Here is a 24,469-nt window from a genome sequence, read left to right as displayed (position 1 = left end):
GCTGGTGTCACTGTCGGCTGTCAACGTCACCACTGCTGCAATGGTAGTATCGATGAGAGAAGTCGCCCCCAGATTCAAATCATTATCAGCCAGCAGGTCGATGGCTCCACCGTTAGTCTGGACGGTGCTGTTGACGTTGATATCGGAATCAGAATCCAGCGTGATGAAAGACCCGGTAGACTCCACAGTTTCCTCAACATCGATATCAGAACTTGAAAGCACGATGATTTCGCCGGCAGCTGTAATTCCTCCACCGAATGAGCCGCCACCGAGATTGACACTCAAATCACTATCAATGTAGAAACCGCCGGCGGCACTTCCACCGACAATGGTTCCTGCGAAGGTCTCCAGAAAATTCCCGCCGGTACCTACTCCCAAAAACCCACGAAATCGTGCGTTGGTGGTGACTGCATTATAACCCCCACCGTTGTTATCCAGAATCTCATCTGTGGTGGAAAGCACATCGATGGTGCCAACTGAGGCAATCAAAGAGGCCAGGAGAATAGATCCACTGGCAGTGATTGCGATATTTCCGTTGTTCGCATTCACTGTAGCCGTCTGGGTAATGGAATCCGCAGATTCTATTGAGATGAGATTATTTAAATTCTCAATCGCCTCAGCAATTATTAACTGTCCAGTTGCATAGAGGTCGATTCCGTTGTCTGCCTCAAGACCGACAACAGGACCAATTCCACCGATGGTCAGTGGTGTAGCGCCAGTGCTGTTGATCGTAATGATTCCGCCTGCATCGGCTTCGAGATTATTGACATTGATATCCAACGCATCGCCGGCTCCACCTACGTCAGCTGTTGCCGTCATAACTGCGGTCGCTGCGGACAGTTCATCGGCGGCACTCGATCCACCATCGGTAATTGAACCTCCAGTCGCGTTGATCACCGCATTACCGGTTGTGGTCACATCCTGATCAAAGACAACATTGCCACTATTGACAGCCAGATTCCCAGCGCCAATGTTGGTGGCGTTCGTCTGAAATGTCGTCGTGTCGTCAATACCTGCATTAACAGTCAGATTTGCATTAAATGTGCTGTCCAGCCCCTGGATATTCACGGCATCAATTCCACTGCCCCCCAGCAACTCGGTGTTAATCGTCACAGTGCCGCTCGGATGAGTAAACGTGACCGATTCACCCAGGGTGGAACCAATGGTCGATTTACCATTACCCGCAAAGCCATCGTCAGACAGGGTGATGACTTCAGCTCCTCCCAGGAAGCTGAAAATACGATCGGTAGCAGTAATATCATCCTGAATCGGTTCCAGACCGGTATAGGTAATGGTCGCAGTACCAGCACCATCAATGTAGATGCTGCCGTCATTCGCGCTGGTGAAGCGGTGCTCTACCGTCGTCGCATCGCCACCCAGAATCTGCAGACTGTCGCCTCCAGCGGTATTACCTTCTCCGTTGAAGAAGATACCGCCTGACGGATTGAACAGATCGGTTCCGGGAGTGGACGCAATATTGAAGTTGTCGATAATCAACGTGTCGTTGCCGTCACCACCATTGAAGGTGAAGTCGGTGATGGAATTGATGTTAATCACCGGACCAGGTACGCCACCGGAGACAATCTGGTACGTTCCGGCATTGAAAGAAGTCGCAGTGATCGTCAGCACGTCATCGGCAGCAGTACCCGTTACAGTGACACTGCCTCCCAGAGTCACCGTTTCGATTTCATCAAATGTGACAGCCTGGAAACCACCTGTGGCGGTGATCGTACCACTGTCGGTCCCCGTTGGCGTGTAATTGGAACCTTGCCCTGAAGGAGTGAGATAAATCAGTGAGTCGCCGGGAGACGCAGGTGCCGTCGGATCTCCCCCGTTAATGTCGATCGCAATATTCAGATCGGGAGAGACTTCAATCACATCTTCGCCGTCATCTGTATCGACAGCCAGCACATCGATATTCTGTACGCCGATCGTGACCAGCGTCGGATCGATTTCTGTCAGCAGCACAGGACCACTGGGGCCGATGGTCGTGGTATCAATGCCCGCTGTTCCGAATACAGTCACCAGATCCGTTGTAGCGGAACCACGACCGTCAATCAGGATCGGTCCTGTGATTCCGTCAAAGTCAATGGTTTTGGGGAAGCCGAGATCCAGAATCGTACCACTGCCTGTCCCCACTGCACCGGGAGTTGCTACCAGCAGATCATCGCCGGAAGCACGTCCTAATACGGTCAGCGAATCCGTACCTCCTGCGGAAGTGATATTCACATCGGGAGAACCATTACCCAGTTCCACACTGATAACGTCGGTATCTGTTCCCGTATTCAGAGTGATGGTTGAAGGGCTGTTGAAGTTAAAGCCCAAAGCTGCCAGTCCTGCACCAGCTACCGCACCCAATCCGGGACCAGTGCTGGAGATGGAAATCACATCCCCACTTGAGTCTCCTGAATCATCCAGAATCAGCTGATCCGCACCACCAGAACCGACGAAATTAAAGAGGGCCTGAACACCCTCGACGTTACCACCATCACTGGCAGTACCGCCATTACTGTCGATGATGACCTGATCAGCCTGAGTTCCACCATTCACGGTGATGTTTGATCCCGCTTGCAGAATTCCATTCAGGTTGGCCACACCACCCGCCGCATCTGGAGTACCACCTAATGTACTATCAATGGAGATAATCATAAATGCCGCAGAATTTAATGTAACTCCGGTTGCCAGATTCAAATTATCACCGGCTTGTAAATTGAGATCTCCACTTGTAGTGGTGATCCCTGCATTGACGTTGATATCCTGCCCTGCACTGACAGCATCAACGGCTCTCAGGTAACCAATTGTTTCTGCAGAAACAGCCTGAGTGACGGTCAACGCGCCGGTAGCAGTCACAAAAATGGTACTGCTGTTCGCTGTAATACCATCCAGACTATCCACGGAGCCAATTTCCAGATCACCAGTGTTGTCGAAGTTAAAGCCTCCATCTGTTGCACTGGCAGCCAGAGTATTGACAGTGGTCGCGATGTCGGTAATGCCACCAGTTCCAGCACGTAAGGCGACCCGATCAGCCGTAATCTGTGCATTCCCAGTCAAGTCATTAATGCCACCAGCAGAAGCAGTGACCCGCACCTCAGTGGTGGTGGTCACATTTAATGAGTTCACATTGGAAGCGGCGGTTAAGTCAATCTCACTGGTACCGGCGTCGATGGACCCGGCTGCTGCAAAGTGAATATTACCGAATGTTGAGTCAATATCCACACTACCCGTGGTCGTGAAAGCACCATTCACATTGACCTGACCACCAGTCAGGTCGAGCGCTCCCGATCCAATATCAACTGTTCCCGTGTTGATCGTATCATCAGTTCCCGCGGTTACTGTCAGGTTAGAGCTGAAGTTGCCATCAACACTATTGATATTCACGGTATCAGCGCCGCTGCCGTCGGTCGTTATGATGGTGATGCTGGTCAGGGTATTGTGATTAAAATTGACTGCTTCACCCAGGGTCGAACTGATCACAGACACATCGTCATTCGCGCCACCAAAGTCGCTGAGTGTAATGGCCTCTGCACCGCCGAGATAGCTGAAGGTCCGATTGCCTGCCGCGATCGTATCTGAAATTGGTTCCAGACCAGTATAAGTAATGGTTGCAGTAGTTTCACCGTTAAAGGATACGCTGCCGTCGTTGGCATTCTCAAAAGTATGTAAGACCGAAGTTGCGACTCCGCCCAGAATTTCCAGAGTGTCACCCGTTGTTTGACCACCTGTACCGCCATGATAGGTAATACCATTTACGGGGTTGACCAGTCCGCCTCCCGGGTTGGTAATGCGGAGGGTATCGTCGCCTTCCAGACCGTAGAACGTAAAGGAAGTGATTCCCGTCAGGATAACAGGACCTTCAGTGAATTCCCCTGGGCCACCTACATCACGAGTGAAGGTGAATGTCGCTTCATTCGCAGTATTGAAGGTGATATCCAGTAGATCGTTGTCATTGGTTCCATAGATCAGAATATCGCCAGTACCATAGTAACCGGGGAAGCCCTGGTATGCTCCGATATGGGGGAATGGGGTTGCCGGATCAATGGCAATATCAGAGGACAGGTAAGCAGCAGGCGAACCAAAGCCGATGCGATACTGTTCTGCCAGGGACTCAGTGGATATATAGAGAGGATCGCTGTCTTTGGCATACAGCAGATCCAGAGTCCCTGTCTGATTGCTGGGATCCAGAGTGAGGTTGGAATCCAGATCATTGCCGGTAAAGATGTTATTTGTCAGGTTGACACCGGAAGGAGCGATCACGCCAACTCCCTGAACCGGTGGCAATGCCGGTTTCTGTTGAAGCAGCAGATCAATGTTCGTTCCACCATCACCACTGACGACAGTCGTTCCAGCAGTATCATCCAGGTTCCAGTATGCAACCAGTCTGGGATCACCGTTCAGAGCAGAACCACCAACGCTGTTGCTTCTAATGAGATCCCGTTCTGTCTGACTCAGTACATCATCAAACCAGGCGATATCGTCCATCAGACCATCAAAATTCCGTCCGCCGCCCGCATCCTGCCCAACAGTGATCATCTGGCTGACGGTACTGACAGTTGTCTGCCAGAGTTCCATGCTCGAGTCAAAACCTGACCGATAAGCAACCTCAGTTCCATCTAAATAGATGTGCATTTCGGGACTGACACCACCATTGTAATTCCAGGTGTACTGCAGGTTTTGCCAGACACCAGTTGTACCACTCGCATTCCCCGACTGAATGACAAAGTTGTAATCAGGATTAGTGATTCGTTCCATTGTTCCAAAGAACTGTCCGCCACTGTTTTCCCGATACTGAAATTCAAACCCAACGCCATCCAGCCCTTCAAAGAACTGGTTACGGCGGCTCTGGTCATCCATATTCACCCAGAAGTTGAGAGTTCCGGTTTCTCCTACGTCGAAGTTCTCACTCTGGAACGTGGCAAAGTCATCGACGCCATCGAACTCAAGCGCTCCGCCAAACTTCCCGCCAGTTTCCTGAAATTCGGGACCAAACGGAGGAATTCCATCGGCAACAATATGCATGACGATGCCGTTTTTATTATCAACGGCTGTTGTACCGGAAGTCTCATCAAAGTCCCAGTGGGCAACCAGACGAGGATCAGCCGCAAGAGCAGCAACTCCGTTATTACGGATATTGTCCCGAGCTGTACTATCCAGTACAGCATTGAACCAGCCGATATCGTCCATCTTACCATCGAAGTATTTACCGGTACCGGCATCTTTCCCAACGGTGATCAGTTGGCTCACCGTACTGACGGTAGTCTCCCACAGTTCCATGCTCGAATCATAACCTGGCAGATAGGCAACCTCAGATCCATCGATGTAGATGTGCATTTCAGGGCTGACACCACCGTTGAAGTTCCAGGTGTACTGCAGGTTCTGCCAGACACCTGTTGTGCCATTCGCATTCCCCAACTGAATTGTAAAGTTGTCATCAGGATCGGTAACTCGTTCCAGAGTTCCAAAAAACTGTCCGTTACTATTTTCCCGATACTGGAATTCAAACCCCAGACCATCCAGTCCCTCAAAGAACTGATTGCGTCGGCTCTGGTCATCCATATTCACCCAGAAGTTAAGCGTACCGGTTGTACCAACATCAAACAGAGCACTCTCAAAGAAGCCGTAATCATCGACGCCGTCAAACTCGAGAGCCGTTCCAAAAACACCAGTTGCCCCCCAGAGAGGGTCGGTGGAAGGCTGTGGCCCCTCGTAAGTAAAACCGGTAAAGATGTTGTCAGTGATATTGACGGGACCTGAAATCGACAGGTCCGGGTCAATATAAACGCCTGCAGACTGCGCGTAATTTCCAGCCCCGTTTACGGTCGAGGCATCCTGCCAGTCAAATGTGTTGTGAATAATATTCAGGCCATCTGCCGTCATACCCTGGTTGGTAATTGTGACTGTGTAGTTTTGATCGCCGTCTCCCTGGAAATTCCCTGCCTGCAGACCATTGGCAAAGTAGTTGAAAGAGATTTCCCCACTGAAGGCAAAGTTATTGGGATCACCATCCGTTCCCTGTGGCCCAATCGCGATGGGCCCCCAGCGATAGTGATCTTCCCGGAATTCGTTGCGGGTAATCAGGAAATGCTCACCGCTGCCCCCATTTCCATCACGAATCGCTGCACGTGAAAAGAAACCTGCAAAGATGGAATCAGAGACTTCGAGATAGTCCGCATTCTGAAAGACAACCGCACTGCGGTAATTATCATCAAAGTACAGATTGTTTAAGGTTGTATGGTCAGCAGTCGTCGTGACTACATATCCCTGATAGTCAGTCGCTGATGTATGAATTTCCCAACCAAGCTGTGCGCCGGAAATAGTCACGTTGTTTGCAGTAATCGAAATCGCTTCGTCATAGTTGCCGGTAGGCGCGCCTGATTTACGAATCTCGACGACATCGCTGCCTTCCCCGATAATGGAAACTTCTTCGTTTACCAGCAGAGAACCATTTGTCAGATAGGTGCCCGCGGAAACGTAGATATTGCTACCAGTACCGGCAATGTTAACAGCATCCTGCAGATCTGCACCGCCGGCTGAGCCGAACACAACCACGGTATTAGAATCACCGGAAACGGCACCGATCAGATCACCGTCCAGGTCTACGGTTTCCGCATTGAATTCAATGCCAGCGGCAGTCACAGTGAAGCCAGTCTTCACTGCCACTCTTTCAGAATTGACTGTCAGCGATCGCCCGGCATTGAATGAAATTGAGGAGTTCAGATTGACAACATCATCAACTCCGGCTTCTCCATTGATTACCAGATTACCACTGAAATTAGCTGCCAGTGAATTGATATCAATGATGTCAGTACCATCGCCGGCATTGATTGTCAGGGTGCCTGTAGGATTATCAAATGTAATGGTTTCCCCGGAAGTGGATGTCACTGTCGTCTGTCCGCTGCCGGCGTCAGTGACTGTAATGGTTTCGCCAACACCGCTGTAGCTGAGGGTCACATTGGTGGCGTTGAGGGGAGAAGCAATCGGTTCCAGACCGGTATAGGTAATGAAATTGTTTCCGGATCCGTTCAGACGAACTTTTCCATCATGCAGATTATCAAACACATACTCGACATCGGTGGCTGAACCGGTCACTTCCAGACTGTCGAATCCACCACCACTTCCACCATCGTAGACAACGGAAATCCCAGCCAGCGCCAATGACGAATCGACGATCAGGTTGTCGTCTCCCGTACCACCATTAATGTAAATGGTACCTCCGGGTATGTCGCCCAGTGTAAAAGTAAAGGTGTGTTCGTCAACCTGCGTCGCACCGGCGGGCGCTTGCAGATAGGCTCCCGGATCGGTGATTGTGATCACGCCGCCTGCTTCGGAAATGGTGATGTTCGTATTGGAATTCGTGGACGAGTTAAGAGTGAAATCACTCCCGTCGAAGCTACCCACATTGTCAGGATCATTGAGAAGAGCATAGGCAAATGCACCACCCGTGTTCGTGTCCCCATGATCATGAGCAATCGCCCCCACAATGACTGAAGCATCACTGATATCAACTGACCAGCCAAATTGATCCCCAGAAGTATTATGCTGAGAGTCGATTCTGGCAACCGCCCCTGCCCAGCCTTCCTCACGGTCGAACAGGTAAGCAGCACCACTGCCTACTGAAGTAGAATCATCCAACCAACTCCCGACAATGATCCGGTCTCCACTGATGGCGACAGCATGACCAAAGTAATCAAATTCAGCAGGACTGGGTGAATTTAGCTCACCCACAATTCCCCAGTCTGCGGAATGATCTAACACATAGGCGACACCAACATCTTCGAGATTTTCAGTTGATTCCAGGTCGAAACCTTGAACTCCAACGACAGCGATACCTCCGTCAATATCAACAGAGATACCAAAAGCAGAACCGGCTTGAATTCCAGAAACTTTTTTCACTTCATCCCAGGTATCATCAGCTATACCAGCTCCATTTTCGACCCGCTCAAACAGATACACCGCACCTCGGTCGAGATCGACATGAGCCCCGATAATGATCGTGCTTGCATCGCCATCGATGGCGACTGAGTGACCGAATAGAGCATTGTCATCCTGAATCTCGGCCTTCAATTTATTGACTGAATAGTCATTCCAATCATTCTCTGTAGAAAACACATAAACAGCACCGGAATTGTCTAAGCCACCCAAATCATCAGTAGATGCGCCTACGACCGCGGTATCACCACTAATCGCGACAGAATAGCCAAACTGTTGATTAAAAGAATTTGCTAAATCAGCTGGTCGGGAAAGTGTTTTTCGAAAGTTCCAGACATCATCACTCAGGTCTTCCGGTGTACTGTTGGGATCCTCTTTCGTGAAAATATAAGCAGAACCAGGTGTTTCCCCATCAGCTGCTCCTACGGCTCCGACAATCAGTGTATCTCCATCGATATCCACAGTGAAGCCAAAGACATCATTCTCGACTGAAGGGTCTATGATCAACGGGGAGGTCAAGGTGGAGTGAAAGTCCCAGGTATCATCGCTTTGATCGAGAGGAGTACTACTATCATTACGGCTGTAAAGATAAACAGCTCCTGCATTATGGCGACTGATCGGATCTGCTAAACGTGCTCCTACTACCATCCAGTCTCCATCGACGGCAACATCATGACCTGCTTCATCATAATCATGAGGTGCTGTCCCTGCGGGTGCCAACAGTTCCCCCTGATCAAATACCGTCGTCAGCAGCGTGCGGTCTTCGAGCGCTTCTGTTGTAGAGATCTGATTCTTGACGATTGACTGCCAGCGTCTGCGGATGTCGCGGCGATCACGGGAACGAAAAACTCGACGTTTGCGGATACGGGAAGTGAGTGTGTTGAGCCAGTTCGTCAGTAGCATCCTGTCATTCCTTCGTAAGTGAATCAAAAGTCCCTGGGGATGAGATTATTTCGCCTCAGTCACTATTATTTTCCAACTGTCTAACGCACCGGAGTGACGTTTACAGTCCTGAACATCTCTGCTGATTTCTTCTAAACCACTGATAGCTCTCTATCTTCGTAGTCAACCTATTTTCAGTTAAAATAATAGAATTACCCAATCTGTGGAATAATTTCCACTACAATTTGGGGGCTATAGCATAATTTTAACAATTTGGGGGTTTTTACCAATAAATCCAGAATGTTGCCTTTTTTTAACATCTTACCTATACAGAACCGGGTAATTTCCAAGCCGTTTCAGAACGAAAAACACACAAAACCGGGACCGAAGCCGATCGTCAGGGTGCCATAACTTCCATGCCGAACATTCTTAAAAGACCTCATCCGTCATAAAACTGCCTGACCTGATACGTTCTAAGCGTAATTTCGGAGTCACGTTTCCAGCGTATGGAGCGTGAATAACAAGCGATCAAAGCCTCGTCTTTGAAAAATGTGAGAGAAGGATAAGCGGCATCAAAATCCGGTCGCGCATCAATGTCTTTGAAATGTCCCCAGGTATTGCCTTCATCCTGAGAAATCGCAGCCATCAAAGGTGTGCGAGACCAGTTCGAGGGAGATGCTGCATTATTCCAAAAAAACAGCAGACGTCGCTCATCCAGGGGAAAGATCAACTGGTGATCGTGCCGGGGATGCTCGGGTTGCCAGGGGCAGACGATCTGATCATGAGCGGGCTTCAGCAGACGACAATTGTCACCACGCGACTCCCCCTTCGCAGACAAATGCGATGGAACCAGCATCCCTGAAAAAGCCATTATCAGGGATGCGGTTGACAGGGATGATGTTAAAAAATCACGTCGTCGCATCGTCATGTTAGCCCGATTCCGTTACTGATGATGTACGCGAAAGTGATTCGATTGTAGCGGTGGGTTTTTCCAAGAGCGAGCAGGCTTTCCGCCTGGAATGATCAAGATTAATGAATTTTATTTTCACTATTTTTCGCCAGGCTGGCGAATGGTGAAAAGATGCATCTGGTTCAAAAAGACCATAAAATCAAGGAAATCTGCAACTTGTGACTGATGAGAAACCTAAGGCCCCCTGGCTTAAGCATCTTTCCTGGCGGCCAGTGCCATGATTTTCCAACCGGCTTTCGGTACAAAGTCGTGCTCGGCTGTAAAGACATGGACGGCTTCGTTGGGATCAATCGCAAACAGGGAAACGCGCGCCGCGCCCTGCTGTTCCTGATAGTCTTCATAAGTGAATTCATCTGTCAGCAGAGTGGTCTTCATCTCTGCCCCCTGATGCAGTAAATGCTCCAGTTCCTGATAGGTGACTGATTCCCCGAACAGAACCCGCCCACTGTACTTGAATGCCGTCTTCGCTTCTGCTTTGCCTGCAGTGGGCTGTGAATTGCGAATGGTAAAGATGTTCGCAGGGGCAAACTCCAGTCGATAATACTGGGCCGCCAATGCATTCAATTCGACCTGAGGCGACATTGCCAGCAGATTTCCGATGCCCATCAGATTCAGATTCCGCTCTGCATGTTCTGAAACCGGATTCCCCCAGTACGCAGCCAGACCTTTCAGCTTGGCTTCAGTGACAGAGGACCAGTTCTGATCCGTCAACAGTGTATGGATACCGTTTTTCTTTAACTCTTCGGCAATCACTTGAGCGACGGCATTGGCACCGACAATCAGGAAACCTTTGTTTTCCGGTTCAGCGACTTTGAGAAATCGAGCCAGCGGACCGGCGGTGGTACTCTGCAGCAGGACCGTTCCGATGATCACAATAAAAGTCAAAGGCACCATACGGGCCGCATCCTGATATCCCAGGTATTCCAGGCGAATCGAAAACAGTGCGGAGATGGCAGCAGCCACAATCCCGCGAGGTGCAATCCAGGACAGCAGATGCCGTTCATTCATACTCAACTTGGAACCCAGAGCACAGAGATGCACACTCACAGGACGGATCACAAATTGAATCACGGCAAAAACGGCCAGCGCAGGCCAGCCCAGATCAACGAACGCACTCAGGTCCATTCGGGCTGCCAGAATGATAAACAGCATGGAGATCAGCAGGATACTCAGGCTTTCCTTGAAGTCCAGGATGTCATCCAGTTCCAGCCCTTTCATATTTGCCAGCCAGATTCCCATGATGGTCACCGACAGCAGTCCCGACTCGGCTTCGAAGGCATTGGAAACCGCAAAGACCACACAAACCAGTGCCAGCGCAGAGATGTTATGCAGATAATGCGGGATCCAGTATTTCTTCAGGAAAAAGCCAAACAACAGGCCCCCCGCTGCGCCAAACAGCATGCCAATCAGCAGCATCTTTCCGAAGATCAAAAGGCCCGCAGCAAAGCCACCTTCGACTCCACCGGAGACAATAAATTCAAAGACCAGCACTGCCAGGATCGCCCCCAGGGGATCAATCAGAATTCCCTCCCATTGCAGAATACTGGCCACATTTTCTTTCGGGCGTACGGTTCGCAGGAGAGGCATAATCACCGTCGGTCCGGTCACGACCATCAGCGCACCAAACAGGAAGGAAACACTCCAGGAAAAGTCCAACAGCGTGCGGGTCGCCAGCGCAGTAATCATCCAGGTGATGAAGGCACCGATCGTAATCAGATTCCGGATGACCCGTTCCAGGCCGGGAATATTCTGAATTTTTAAGGTCAGACTCCCCTCAAACAGAATCACGGCAACCGCCAGAGACACAAAAGGAAACAGCAGGTCACCGAATAACTGATCCGGATTTAACCATTGCATCACCGGTCCAGCGATAATGCCGGCGGCCAGCAGGAAAATAATCGCGGGATATTTCACACGCCAGGCAACCCACTGGCACAGCATGCCTGCAAATAAGATAAATGACAGGGAAATAATTGCGTGTTCGCTCATGAAAATTCCAGCTGTTCTATGTTAAATCGGCCCCATTGCAGCAGGCCGTTTGTTTCATCTGTTTCTGACTCGGGGAACTGGTCGCGTCCATTAAATCTCATTTAGCCAGCGCAACATCGCTTGAATGAAGCGCCATCCTGGCTGAATCATTACAAACGCGACTCAAAATGCAAGGGTCAGTTCTTCTGATCAGGTTCGACACTGATCGCGGTTCCAATACCTGTTTTCCCGTAACCGTTCCCGCAGTAAAACAGTCGTAACCGCTCGCCTTCCCGAATGACGGAAGGGTATTCCACCATCTGACTCTCCCAGCCGGAACCGGTGGGCGTGAGCTGCAGATTATCCCCCGATTTTTCACCCCGGGTCCAATAGATGCCGTCATCCGATTCCGCGTAGCAGATACTATAATAGCCCCAGCGGGAACCAATTGCGGAATACCACATCTGAAAGCTGCCATCATCTCGCTGTAGAACAACCGGACCGGCGACCCCCACATTCTCATAGTCCCGCTCGGGATCACGCAGCATGATGGTCCCCTGCTTTTTCCAGTGGATGCCATCTTCAGAGACAGCCAGACAGATTGTTTTCTGCTGATTCAACGGATGCGGTTTACCAACAGTAGGACATCCTGTGTAATAAAAACGCCATTCTGTCGCACCATCACTTCGCGTCACCTGAATCACCGAACCACCGGCTATGCCGATTGCATCGGGAGTTCCCGGTTCACCACTCCGTGCCAGGACCGGCTGCTGACTGAAACGGGACCAGTTTTTACCATCGGCACTGGTTGCCAGACCAATTCCGGGGAAGGAACTGAGGCCTGTCCCCTGCCCGCTGTTTCCGGTGTAGTATAAATGCCAGCGATCCTTCGCCATTCGAATCGCATGGGGAAGAACACACCAGCGTGCATCAAAACTGCCTGGCTGACCGGTCTCAAATAAGGGTCCCCTCCGTTCCCAGTTTGTGATGTCATCCACGTTCGCTGTCGCAATATCAATTCGATGCAGACCTTTATCATCACCGCCTGCATAGAACATCTGGTACTGGTTTTCCTGTCGGACGACCCAGGGGTTCATACAGCGTGTGGAATCAAAATTTCCCGCAGCCCGTGGGGGGAGAATTGGATTTTGTGCCTCACGTTTCCATTGAATGCGATCCCGCAGTGCACTGAATTCCGCTGAATGGGTCAGCCTGAGTTTTACAACCTCTTTAGAACGACGGATGATGCCAAAGAAAGTTCCAATGTCGCTCTGATCCCAGGCAATGCCCTGCCCGGCGATCGGGGCAGATATTGTTTCCACGTGCTCCAGAATTCCATGAGCCTCCGGAACTTTCAGGACGTAGACTTCCCCATGATCGTGGCCTGTCGCATATAACAGCCCATTGGGTCCAAAGGCCCCGCCCGAATTGCTGTTGGGCAGAAACCGTTTTACGACGGAATCGGGAAATGTCCATTCCGCTTCTGGCTGCCAGTTGTCATCGTAGCAAACCAGGCGGGTCTTGCGGACGTTTTCGATCTGACCATAAAACGCATAGCAGACCCACCACTTGCCGGCTCGTCGATCGACCCAGTTGATGGCTCCTGCTGTCTCCGGAAACGTCAATGTTTCCAGATGCTCCAGTGTCTCCGGTTTGAAAACTTCGATCGTATTCTTGAGCGGACTTTTCGGCCAGTTGGAATGGGCACAATACAGTTTCCCCCCCGTCACAATCCCACTGTTTAAATGACGTATATGGGAGTCTTGCGGCCCCTTCCATTTTGTGAGTTGCTTGCCAGTCGCTTTATCATAACGGGCCACATCCCGACTCGAGATGGCATAGAATGAAGTTTCATCAACGGCAACCGCCTGATGCGCTTCGGAAGCTTTAAATCGGTTCAGTTCCCGAAACCCGCGTACCGGTTTCTCATTTGCCTGGATCGATGATATCTGACAAAGGAGAATGAACGTAAATATCCAGAAAGCTGGTAGGGGAAATTTTCGCAAGAGATCTTCAACCTGTTCAATGTGACACGAGACGCAAATTCGTTCGATTAGAATTCAAGGCTGGAATTCCCCACCCGAAATCAATCGCTTCACGGTTTTCCTATGATATCCGGCATCACCGGTATTGTCTAAGTTCAGCTGCCTTGATCCCGAAAACATCGCGCATGGATTTTGCTGAATTGATCAATATCGTCCGACTCTGCATACAAGCAGTTTTCAGATAGTCGCTTCCGTAAGAATCCGTATCTTGAACTGAAACTGTCAATGCGGTAAGTTGACCTTTTCTGATCCTGATTCTTCAAGACTCTCACTCGCTGGACCCGATCCGCTTTTGCAGGGAACATTCAATGGACGTCGCCACAATAGCGGTACTGATTCATATTTCGATCGAAATTCTGGTCATTATGCGCGTCATTTTAAGGCCGCATCGTCAACCAGCATCGCGATTGGCCTGGATCGTTGTCGTCGTCACACTGCCTGTACTGGGTATTCTCGCCTACCTGCTGCTGGGAGAAGTCAATATTGGACGCCGCCGCGTTGCCCGCATGCAGAAAGTATTCGAACGCCTGCCAAAACTAAGCTGCACAGTTTGCCCTGAAGAAGATTTTCATACTCAAATCCCAGAGAAATATGATCATCTCTTCCGCGTTGGCTGTTCCATCAGTGGCTATTCACCCGTGGACGGGAATATGGCACAACTGATGGCGGATTCGAATTCCACGATCGACAGGATGGTCGCAGATATTGATGCAGCTCAGGAACACGTGCATCTGTTGTTCTATATCTGGTTACCGGATAATAACGGATGCAAGATCATGGAAGCATTGAAACGTGCGGCTGCCCGGGGTGTCCAATGCCGTGCCATGGCCGATGATCTGGGTTCCCGGCTCCTGATTAAGTCTTCCCACTGGAATGATTTGAAAGCTGCCGGAGTAAAAACCGCAGTCGCCCTGCCCATTGGAAACCCTCTGCTCCGTCCCTTTGTAGGGCGAATTGATCTGCGTAATCACCGTAAAATTGTGGTGATTGATCACAGCATCACCTATTGTGGCAGCCAGAACTGTTCCGACCCGGAATTTCGCGTCAAACCCAGATATGCCCCCTGGGTCGATGCCGTCATACGGTTTGAAGGACCAGTGGCGCGTCAGAACCAGCATCTGTTTGTCAGTGACTGGATGACGCAGGTTGACGAAGATCTGTCACATCTTTTAGACATTCCCATCCCCCCTCGTGAGACCGGATTTCCAGCACAGGTCGTTGGTACCGGCCCGACGGTTCGCTTTTCTGCGATGCCCGAGATGTTCGAATCTCTGATCCATTCTGCCCGCAGAGAACTGGTGATAACCACCCCCTATTATGTTCCAGATGAATCGATGCAGGATGCCCTCTGTGCCACAGCATATCGTGGCGTTGATACGAAAATCATTTTTCCGGCCCGCAATGACTCCCGGATTGTCGGCGCAGCGAGCCACAGCTATTACGAAGAACTGCTGGAAGCGGGTGTGAAAATCTATGAATACGAAAAAGGCCTGCTGCATACCAAGTCACTGACGCTGGACGGTGAAATCACCCTGATCGGTTCTGCAAACATGGATCGACGCAGCTTTGACCTGAACTATGAAAACAATATCCTGTTTTTTAACCCTGTCTTGACAGAAAATGTCCGGGAACGTCAGCAGGAATATCTGGCATCATCCAGAGAAATCACAGCGGAAGCTGTCGCGAACTGGAGCATCGCCCGCCGCTTCTGGAATAATACCATTGCGATGCTGGGACCGGTTCTGTAACCCGCATGAACGACGTTCTCTGGTTTCGTACCTGTTTTCAAATCAAGAGAACAGTTGAAGCCAGAACCAGGCCACCAACAAACTGATGATTGTCACAGGCACCCCGACGCGGGCATGCGTGCGGAAGTCGATCTTGACGCCTGCCAGTCGCGCTGATTCAACGACAATGATATTGGCCACACTTCCCACAATAATGAAGTTCCCCGCCAGCGTACTGCTGATCGCCAGCAAAGGTCCCATCTCACTGCCCTCTGTCATCGGCAACAGCAGCATAATCGCGGGCACGTTCGAAACCAGGTTACTCAAAATCGCAGTTGAGAGAAACAGCGTCCCAGGATCCTCCAGGGAGATTCCAGCCGCATGAGTTCGCGCCATAATCCAGTCCATCCCTCCAGCCAGTTGAAAGGCCTGATTCACAATAAACAGGCTGATAAACAACACCAGTAGTGGCCAGTCCACCAGCCCCATGACGTTGCGCGAATAAAAGGTCCGGCTGAACAGCAGAATCCCAGCCGCTCCCAGAGCCAGTAATTCACGAGGCCAGGGAGCCAGCATGAACCCCAGTACCAGCAGAGTTAATACGATCAGTCCTTTTCCCGTCTGCCAGGAACTAAACGCATTCTCGCCATCATCTGCAGCGGCTTCCGACTCAAGGGACCATTGCCTCTGATACTGGAAGACGAGTACCCCCCAGACAACGATCAGGCCCAGCAGACAGATCGGAAGCGCAATCAGCAGATAACCATTGAAGGATATATGTAAAGATTCGCCAATCAGGATATTCTGCGGGTTCCCGATCAGGGTCGCTGCACTTCCGATATTGGCAGCACATGCCAGCGCGATCAGAAAGGGAACCGGATTCAGCTTTTTTCGCAAACAGAGTTGAGTCAGGCTCGGCGTCACCGCCAGGCAGACGACATCATTGGTCAGAAAGGCACTCAAAGCACCGCCAAAACCGATTACAGACGCCAGCAGTAAAGAGGGAGACAGATCGTGATTCACAATGCGATTGGTAATGCGACCATAAAAGCCGCCCAGCCGGAGCTGTGCCGATATCACCATCATGCCAAACAGCAGAGCCAGCGTAGGCACATCGATTGATTCCAGAGCCTGCTGCTCAGTCAGGCATCGTCCTGCCAGCAAAATGATAGCGCCCAGTAAGGCTGCTCCCGTCCGATCCACTTTTAATCCAGGAATTCCCCCCAGCAGCATACTGAGATAGACGCAGATATAAATCGCGATAATCAACGCATTCATTGCAACGGTGGGACTCTGTCCGGGATCAGGGATACGGGGCGCAAAACAGGCGCAGATTATAAGCCAGTTGTACAACCGCGATCAACTGGCTTACATCGCAGCCCCGCTTATCCCATCAGTTCCGGAATCGGTTTGCCCTGATCGGCAATGATCGGAGTGGGACGACCGTTGAAGTCTTCGATAAACACACTCGACGAATCAATGCCCAGATGATGATAAATGGTCGCCAGGAAATCACCCGCACCACAGATCCGTTCAATGGAATCTTCGCCCAGCTTGTCACTCGCACCGATAAAGCGACCGGTCTCGATACCACCACCGGCCCAGATATTAGAAAATGCACGTGGCCAGTGATCTCGGCCCGGCTGTTTAGTGCCGGCAGGTGCACTCGCATTGCCTGCGCCGGTACTGGGCTGGTAATTGACTTTCGGAGTACGACCGAATTCACCGGTGACCACCACCAGCACTCGTTCATCCAGTCCACGGTCGTAAATATCTTCAATCAAAGCAGAGACAGCCTGATCGTATGCCTGTGAACGGAACCGCATGGCATCGAAGACATGGTGGTTTACGGCATGATCGTCCCAGTTTGACACGCGGCCACAAAGCGGACCACTCAGGCTGGTCGAAATCACATCCACGCCCGCCTCTACCAGTCGACGTGCCATCAGCAATTGCTGGCCCCAGGTATTGCGACCGTAACGATCACGGGTGCGGTCATCTTCCTGACTCAGGTCAAAAGCATCTTTTGCTTTGGGATTCGTCAACAGAGTCATGGCCTGGGTTTCGAATTCGTCCAGCGCCTGCAGTTCCCCCGCCTGATCGAACGAACGTTCCAGGGTATCAAGCTTCTCACGCAGAGTGGCCCGACGATCGAGCTGTTTCACTTCAGCCTGATTCGACAGTCCGATATTGGGGACCGTAAAGTTCGGTTTGTTCGGATCACCTGAAACAGTAAAGGGACCGTAGGCATCTCCCAGGTAGGCACCGCCTACACGCTGTGAAGAAAAGTTGATGCCCACGTACGGCGGAAGCGGATTTTTACGCGGACCTTCTTTGGAACGCAGATAATTGGTAACGGACATCCAGTCAGGATACTTGGGAATTTCCTTGTCGCGACGATCGGTATCGCCGGTCAGCATTCGCAGTGTTCCCGCCGGGTGCCCGGGGCTGTCATGGCGCATCGAACGCAGAACAGTGAACTTGTCTGCAATTTTCGCCTGCATCGGCAGCAGTTCTGTGAAATTCATTCCCGGAATTTTCGTCGGGATCATGCCGAAAGGACCACGGTATTCAATCGGCGCAGCGGGCTTGGGATCGTACGTATCGATGTGTGAACAGCCACCTGGTTGCCAGACCATAATTACAGCGGTCTTTTTCTTTTGATTGGGCAGAGGACTCGCTGCCTGCAATCGCAGAATTCCAGGAAGACTGAGCGAAGCAAAACCCGCCAGGCCCATTTTGAGGAAGCCACGGCGTGTTTCAGGACCCGGACACGGATGAACGGTAGATGCGTGAAAAGGATCTGTCATCACTATTTCGCCTTCTTAGCTGGATTAACACGAATGGTAATGGGCTTGGAAAAAATAATATCAACGATGTCTTTGGGTTTTGCTTTGGCAGTCGCCTGCTTTAATTCTTTATCGGCTTTTGCCACAGCAGCCTGAGCAGTTTTTACTTTCGCAGCCGCCTCTTTTGCCGCCGCATCTCCCTGCTTCTGCAGTTTTTCTGCTTCGGCAGATAAGGTCGCTGCTTCCTGCTGTGCCTGCTTCAGTTCTGTTTCAGCCAATGCAACCGCATTCGGGTTTTCTTTATACTTCACGACGGCATAGCCGCCGAATGCAATTTTGTATTCGCCGGGAGGAGTTTTCAGAGTCGCCAGATCCAGCACTGCTTCGGACGCATCCGCTTTTAGCGGTGCATCAAAGGCTTTATTTCGATCAAAGCCTTCTCCGTAAGTTTTAAGAGTTATATTGGCTCCCGAGAATTCGCTGCGGCGAGCATGCTTGAGCGGAATTGTCAGCTTTTCACCTTCCGTCACTTCCCAGACTTTTTCTTCTGCAGGAGCGATGGTGATCGGTGCCTGTTCTGAAGTGCTGACCGAGACGGGAACATCCGCCATCAGACGCGGACTGGGAACCTCACTCCAGGCATTTTTCACAGGCCACTGCATGGATGCCAGAGCACACGGACGAGTGACCACCTGATCGTTGATCGTTGCCCGTCCGAAGAATTTCGCACTGGTTAAACCACGCGGAGCACCTTCCGCTGCTGAGATCAGCATTGTGCCCCGTGATTTTCCCTTACCAATTTTCAGTCCGGTGGCAGTCACTCCCTCTGGCAGGTTTTCCATGAACAGTTCAATTTCGCCGTCGAAACCATCACGTCTGACAACGACCACTTCCAGAGGCATCGTGGCTCCGCCTCGCAGAGCGATTGGTTTGGAAAGGGCATTCCGGTCGCCGTTCCGCAGATTCATATGCAGCGCCCAGCCCACCAGAGCAAAATCAGGAGCCGCTTTGCGAATAATCAGTCGATAAATATTTTTCGCATCATTACGTGTTCCACCAAACAGATCACGGATCTGCAGATGATGCACGCCGTCCTGCTTAATCTCGACTTTGCCGATGATATCTGAGGAACCGGCATTGTAAGGAGGGCCATCGTACGAGTAGCCGTTACTGGATACTTTCACGGGACTGGCAATGTCACTCAGTTCAACCAGGTCGGTAATTTTCGCATCTGCCCTTGTTCCACTGACATGCTGCACAACAATGGATGGATCGGTCGGACGTCCCAATCGCTCTGATGCGACTTCGACCCACCAGACTTCCCCTTTCTTAGCGGTAAATTCGAACGTATCAACGTCTGCTGCAGGAAAGAAGCTGCCGCTGATATCGCAAGGCAGAGTGATTTTCTGTGCTTCCGCGTGTGCATTATTTGGTTCTACTTCCGGCTTGAGCGATTCGTTAGTGAGCCCGGCAGGAGGCCATGAGAAAGCGCTGACTTTTTTGATGGAAGGCATGCGGGGCACAATCTCATCCCGGGCCACGTTCTTCAAGGCCAGTCGATAAAAATGATAAGGGCCGCCATCATAAGTCAGGCCGTGCACCTTAACCACGTATTTGCCCGTTTCAGGAACTTTAAAATCTAGCATGCCCCCGCGTCGTTCCACGACCAGATCCATGCCACGCTCATCGGCGATGATGACGACGGGATTGAGTTTGGAATCGATGCCTTTTGCGGCACAGTCCACAATCACCCGTTGATCCTTGCCGGCTTCGAATGTGTAGTAATCGATCTTCTGGCGAGACATCACTGCATTGCAGATCGAATTCAGTTCCAGCTTCTTTGCCGTTTCCAGTGTCGTATTTGCGGCGGTCTGTGAAACTTCCGGCAGGCGACCGACATTAAACGCACGACTGGAGGAAACACCAAGACGTGTCATGACGCGGGCTTCGTGAACTCCAACGGGACAGTCTTTGCCGATAGTCACAGTATATTTATTGGGAACCGGCAGTCCGTCTTTTCCCAGTGTTGGGGTGGCAGTGATTTCCGGATGTGAGAAGCTGAGTTCATCGGCATCATCGATATCTTCACCGGTGATCGTCACCTCAAACGTGGTCCCCGCCTGACCGCCCATCGGCATGGTCGTCAATAACCGGGGTGCAGGTAGACAGACCAGTTGTGCCTGTGCGGTTGCAGAAACCAGGCAACTCAATGCCAGGCAGACCCCCATCATCAACGAGAACTGCAGTCGAAAACTCTTCATTTTTCCCGGCCTCTATTTTTTACTGGTTATGGTTTCGATTTCGTGAGAGAACCTGCTATTCAGCAGCGTGACGAATCTTCGTCTCGATTCATTAGTGATTAAACAAAAACTCTTTGGTATTCATCAGAGCCCAGATCAGGTCCTGATAGTCTTTGGAAGTCGGTGTTTTCTTCGTATCCGGTTTCACTTTCGCTTCAGGATCTGGTGTCGTTAGAAACTGCACCGCTGTCTGTAATTCTTCAGGTCGCGGCTTACGCGCAAATGCGGTCAGATACAGCTCATTCACTTTCTCTTCAACAGACTTATCTTTCGCTTTGGCTAATTCCGCAGCCCGCCCATTCGCATTTGCCAGTTTGGATTTCATCTCCGAGGAGTTAATCAGATGCAGGCTCTGAGCCAGACTGGAAGACTGCACCCGCTCACATTCGCAGACACTGGCACTGTTGGGACGACCAAAGACTTTCAGAAAAGCCGATGCGTTGGTGTAACTGTTGTCCGGTAAGGCAATCGCACGGGTCCCTGGCGGCAAATTGGCAAACGCCGTTGTTGAGCCAGCCAGTTGATCGACTGAATCCAACAGGACTTCAGCCTGCAGACGACGTGGATAGAACCGCGAGTAATTCTGGCGATCCTGCAGATTGTATTCGTTCGGCATCGAACTCAGTTGATAAGTGTGTGACTGAGTAATCAGCTTAATCAGTGCTTTCAGATCAAAGCCTGACTGGATAAAGTGTTCTTCCAATGCAGCCATCAGTTCCGGATTGGAAGGAGGATTCGTATCCCGGATATCATCTTCCGGTTCAATCAGGGCCTGTTTGAAAAAGTGTTTCCAGTAACGGTTCACCAGTGCTTTGGCAAAAAAGGGATTGTCTTTGGAGCTCATCCAGTTGCCTAACCGCAGACGGGGATCTTCATCGGCTGAGATCTCGCCAATATCATCCCCCAGCGCTACTGGTTTCAGCATCTCGCCAGATTTCACATTCTTGGCCTGCGCGACACCCCGCTGATGAAAGATCAGGTCTTCTCCCTGCGTTCCGGTTGGCTTGCGACCAATCTGTGAGAAGAATGCCGCCAGACTGTAATAATCGTCCTGGCTCCAGCGTTCGAATGGATGGTGATGGCATTGAGCACATTGCATCCGTACTCCCAGAAACAGCTGAGCAATATCTTCCAGCTGATCTTTGGGATCTTTGACACGTTTATACCACGCAACAGGCGGATTGCTGACGACGGTTCCTGTCGCTCCCAGCAGTTCGCGCACGAGTTGATCATAGGGGACATTCGCCAGCAGACTGTCTCGAATCCAGGCATGAAAGGCAAAGTTCGAAGTAATATCATTGGCGGCATCGCGGCGGTTCTTCAGCAGCGGTGTCCACTTGGAGGCAAAGTAGTCCGCATAGTTGGGACTTCGCAGCAGACGCTCCACAAGCTCATCCCGTTTTTTCGGATCAGTGCTCGCCAGGAAGGTTTCGGTTTCTTCCTGTGTCGGAAAGCGACCACAGATATCGAGAGTCACGCGGCGCAGGAATGTCTGGTCATCACAGACCGGTGAGGGAGGAATGCCCAGTTCCTTCAGGTTGGCAAAAACATGACGGTCAATCATGTTCTTTTCCGAAGGCACTTCCTGAATGGGGGCTCCCAGTGGAATTGCTGCTGTGAAAACCGCGATCTTGCCCTGATAGCGAACCATCACTGCTACTTTGCCGGGAATGTCATGAACTTTGACGACCCCTTCCTCGGTCGCTTCCGCCATGGATTTAATGTTTGACTCATATAATGCGACCTCGGTCACATCGCGAACGCTTCCATCCGAATATTTAGCGATCGCCTTCAGCTGTTGGGTTTCCCCCATATTCACCACGCCACGTTCCGGCTGAACTTCGACTGATTCCAGCGTTGGCTCATTTCCGGTTGAATAGCGGGCACCTTCTTCAATCCAGCGACGGATGACTTGATACCCTTCCGAATCGCGCGGGAGACGGATTCCGCCCCCATGGGGATTTTCATTGGAAGCTTTGGTCAGCAGCAGGCTTTTGGAAGGTACCGAAGGGAACAGTCGACGCCCCTGGGCTTCCTTCACCAGGCTTTCATAATCATCCAGAGGTTCAAAACCGAGCAGGGATAACTGAAAACCATTCTGTCCCCCACCGGCCTTGGCGTGACAGACCCCCATGTTACACCCTGCTTTTGTCAGGACGGGTACCACATCATTGACGAAACTGACGGGAGAGGTTTTTTCTTCCGCCTGTAAGAGCCCTGCAGAGTTGCTGAGAAAAATCACAGGCAGGAAGCAGAGAACGAATAGACGTGTTGAAGCAGCGTAATGCAATGTATTCATGTCGATTCTGATTGAGGTGGGAAGGTTTTGTGGTGGGCATACTAAAATAGCGCTATCTCTATATATAATATATATAAAACCATACAGATGCGATTCGCAATTGTCAATAATTAAGTTTCATTTAGCATGAACAGACATATTCACACGAACACCAGTCAGGTCGTAAGATACTACAACTTAACTCTAAGTCACTCTTCAGTCGTGTCAGCATGGTTTTTTGCATTTCACGCGCAAATTGTGCGTTTTAATTATTTCTGATCCCCTTGCTTCAGGCTTGGTAAGCTAGAGCGCATCACATTTAACCATAGCGTCTCTCAATCTAATATACTCGGTCCAAAAGGACCTGGAGACGCTACAGTAAAACTGGACACAGGCTAAGATTGCGCTGCTAAAACAACGGATCGCCATAAGTTCAGGTATCTTGTTTTCCCGTCTGCTGCAGTCCAAAACAGCTATTTCACCAGAGCTGCTTCGATCGTCAGACCGGGACCAAAGCCGAGCATCACACAGGGACGTGCTGCCTGAGCTGCCTGCAAACGCTGCAGAATAAACAGCACCGTAGGCGAAGACATGTTTCCGAACTCGGAGAGGATCTCGCGCGAAGGTGCCAGCTTTTCTTCCTCGAAACCCACGGCTTCTGCCACCGCGGTTAGAATTCTTGGACCTCCCGGGTGAATGGCCCAGCTGCCAATCGCTTCAATACTCGTTCCCTGTGAGGCCAGCCACTTCTCCAGCCAGGGGCGTAAGCGGGATTTGATCAGATCCGGAATCAGTGGCGACAGCGTCATTTCAAATCCATGGTCTCCAATCCGCCAGCTCATCATCGCTTCAGAATCCGGGACGACCGTCGAGCCTGACGCGACTAATTCCCAATGGTCGCCTGTCTGATTTCGAGACTGCTTACCAACGACTGCCGCTGCTCCATCTGCAAACAGGGCATTGGCCACGATCTTATCAGGACACCAGCCATACTGCTGATGCAGGCTGCAGAGCTCGACCGCACAGACCACCACACAGGCATTCGGATCGTTATCGGTAAACGACTTCGCCACGCGCAGACCGTTCAAAGCGCCGTGGCAGCCCATAAAGCCGATATGCGTCCGTGAAACATCAGGCGAAAAACCAGGTTGCTTTAAGACATGCAGATCAAAACCCGGGGCACTGAAACCGCTGCAGGAAACAGTCACCAGTTGAGTCACTTTCTCAGGATCAACGTTGGCCGAATCCAATGCAGCCTGGACGGCTTGCGTCGCCAGTACAGCCGCATGCTTTTCATATTCCTGCATGCGAATCGATGTCGCCGGTCCCAGATCAGCGGGAGACTCGGCAGGCTGATAAAACGTCTGTCTGACCGCTTCTGCACCCGAGCTGTTTTCCAGAACGACGCTGTGTCGGGATTTCACTCCCGCCCGGCGATAGAGCACAGGCAGCAGACGTCGCTGCTGCTCTGTCGTATCGACATGACAGGAGAGCGACAGTGCATGAACAGCCGCCTCCGACTGCCGAATCGAATGCTCTGGATTTGTAGTACCAATTCCCAGGATTTCAAAACTCATAAATACT

General features: G+C 51.0%; 10 protein-coding genes. 1 reads left to right on the top strand and 9 read right to left on the bottom strand.

Annotated features, from left to right (window positions below; translation table 11 throughout):
* The 4 genes from ACN0YN_RS27680 to ACN0YN_RS27665 all read right to left on the bottom strand — a co-directional run.
* Positions 1 to 8,829 (bottom strand): LamG-like jellyroll fold domain-containing protein (locus ACN0YN_RS27680; protein WP_417388188.1); only part of this gene is annotated, 8,829 nt, incomplete at its 3' end.
* 418 nt (positions 8,830 to 9,247) lie between these two features.
* The gene (locus ACN0YN_RS27675) at positions 9,248 to 9,736 is read right to left on the bottom strand and encodes a sialidase family protein (protein ID WP_417388187.1); all 489 of its coding nucleotides are present in this window, start codon (positions 9,734 to 9,736) and stop codon (positions 9,248 to 9,250) included.
* A gap of 231 nt (positions 9,737 to 9,967) precedes the next feature.
* A complete protein-coding gene (locus ACN0YN_RS27670) occupies positions 9,968 to 11,767 on the bottom strand; it encodes a cation:proton antiporter (RefSeq protein ID WP_417388186.1) in 1,800 nt (599 codons plus the stop codon).
* Positions 11,768 to 11,943: 176 nt separating this feature from the next.
* Positions 11,944 to 13,752, bottom strand: coding sequence for a hypothetical protein (locus ACN0YN_RS27665; RefSeq protein WP_417388185.1), 1,809 nt, complete (start codon positions 13,750 to 13,752; stop codon positions 11,944 to 11,946).
* Between the two features lie 347 nt (positions 13,753 to 14,099).
* On the opposite strand from ACN0YN_RS27665, the gene cls reads away from it, so the two are divergent.
* A complete protein-coding gene (gene cls, locus ACN0YN_RS27660; RefSeq protein WP_417388184.1) occupies positions 14,100 to 15,539 on the top strand; it encodes a cardiolipin synthase in 1,440 nt (479 codons plus the stop codon).
* A gap of 42 nt (positions 15,540 to 15,581) precedes the next feature.
* Here the strand turns inward: cls and ACN0YN_RS27655 are convergent, their stop codons facing one another.
* The 5 genes from ACN0YN_RS27655 to ACN0YN_RS27635 form a co-directional block, all read right to left on the bottom strand.
* Positions 15,582 to 16,796: an anion transporter gene (locus tag ACN0YN_RS27655; protein WP_417388183.1), complete on the bottom strand. Its 1,215-nt coding sequence runs from the start codon at positions 16,794 to 16,796 to the stop codon at positions 15,582 to 15,584.
* Positions 16,797 to 16,903: 107 nt separating this feature from the next.
* Complete coding sequence (locus tag ACN0YN_RS27650) at positions 16,904 to 18,328, bottom strand: DUF1501 domain-containing protein (protein WP_417388182.1); 1,425 nt, start codon at positions 18,326 to 18,328, stop codon at positions 16,904 to 16,906.
* Positions 18,329 to 18,330: 2 nt separating this feature from the next.
* Complete coding sequence (locus tag ACN0YN_RS27645; protein WP_417388181.1) at positions 18,331 to 20,568, bottom strand: serine protease; 2,238 nt, start codon at positions 20,566 to 20,568, stop codon at positions 18,331 to 18,333.
* 91 nt (positions 20,569 to 20,659) lie between these two features.
* Positions 20,660 to 22,906: a DUF1549 and DUF1553 domain-containing protein gene (locus ACN0YN_RS27640; protein ID WP_417388180.1), complete on the bottom strand. Its 2,247-nt coding sequence runs from the start codon at positions 22,904 to 22,906 to the stop codon at positions 20,660 to 20,662.
* 452 nt (positions 22,907 to 23,358) lie between these two features.
* Positions 23,359 to 24,462, bottom strand: a complete 1,104-nt coding sequence (locus ACN0YN_RS27635; RefSeq protein WP_417388179.1) for a type III polyketide synthase — start codon at positions 24,460 to 24,462, stop codon at positions 23,359 to 23,361.
* Between the last annotated feature and the right edge of the window lie 7 nt (positions 24,463 to 24,469).

It is taken from the genome of Gimesia sp. (assembly GCF_048260065.1).
In the GTDB taxonomy this organism is placed as follows: domain Bacteria; phylum Planctomycetota; class Planctomycetia; order Planctomycetales; family Planctomycetaceae; genus Gimesia.
The sequence above is the reverse complement of the archived record's forward strand: the minus strand, read 5'-3'. Positions and strand labels throughout refer to the sequence as shown.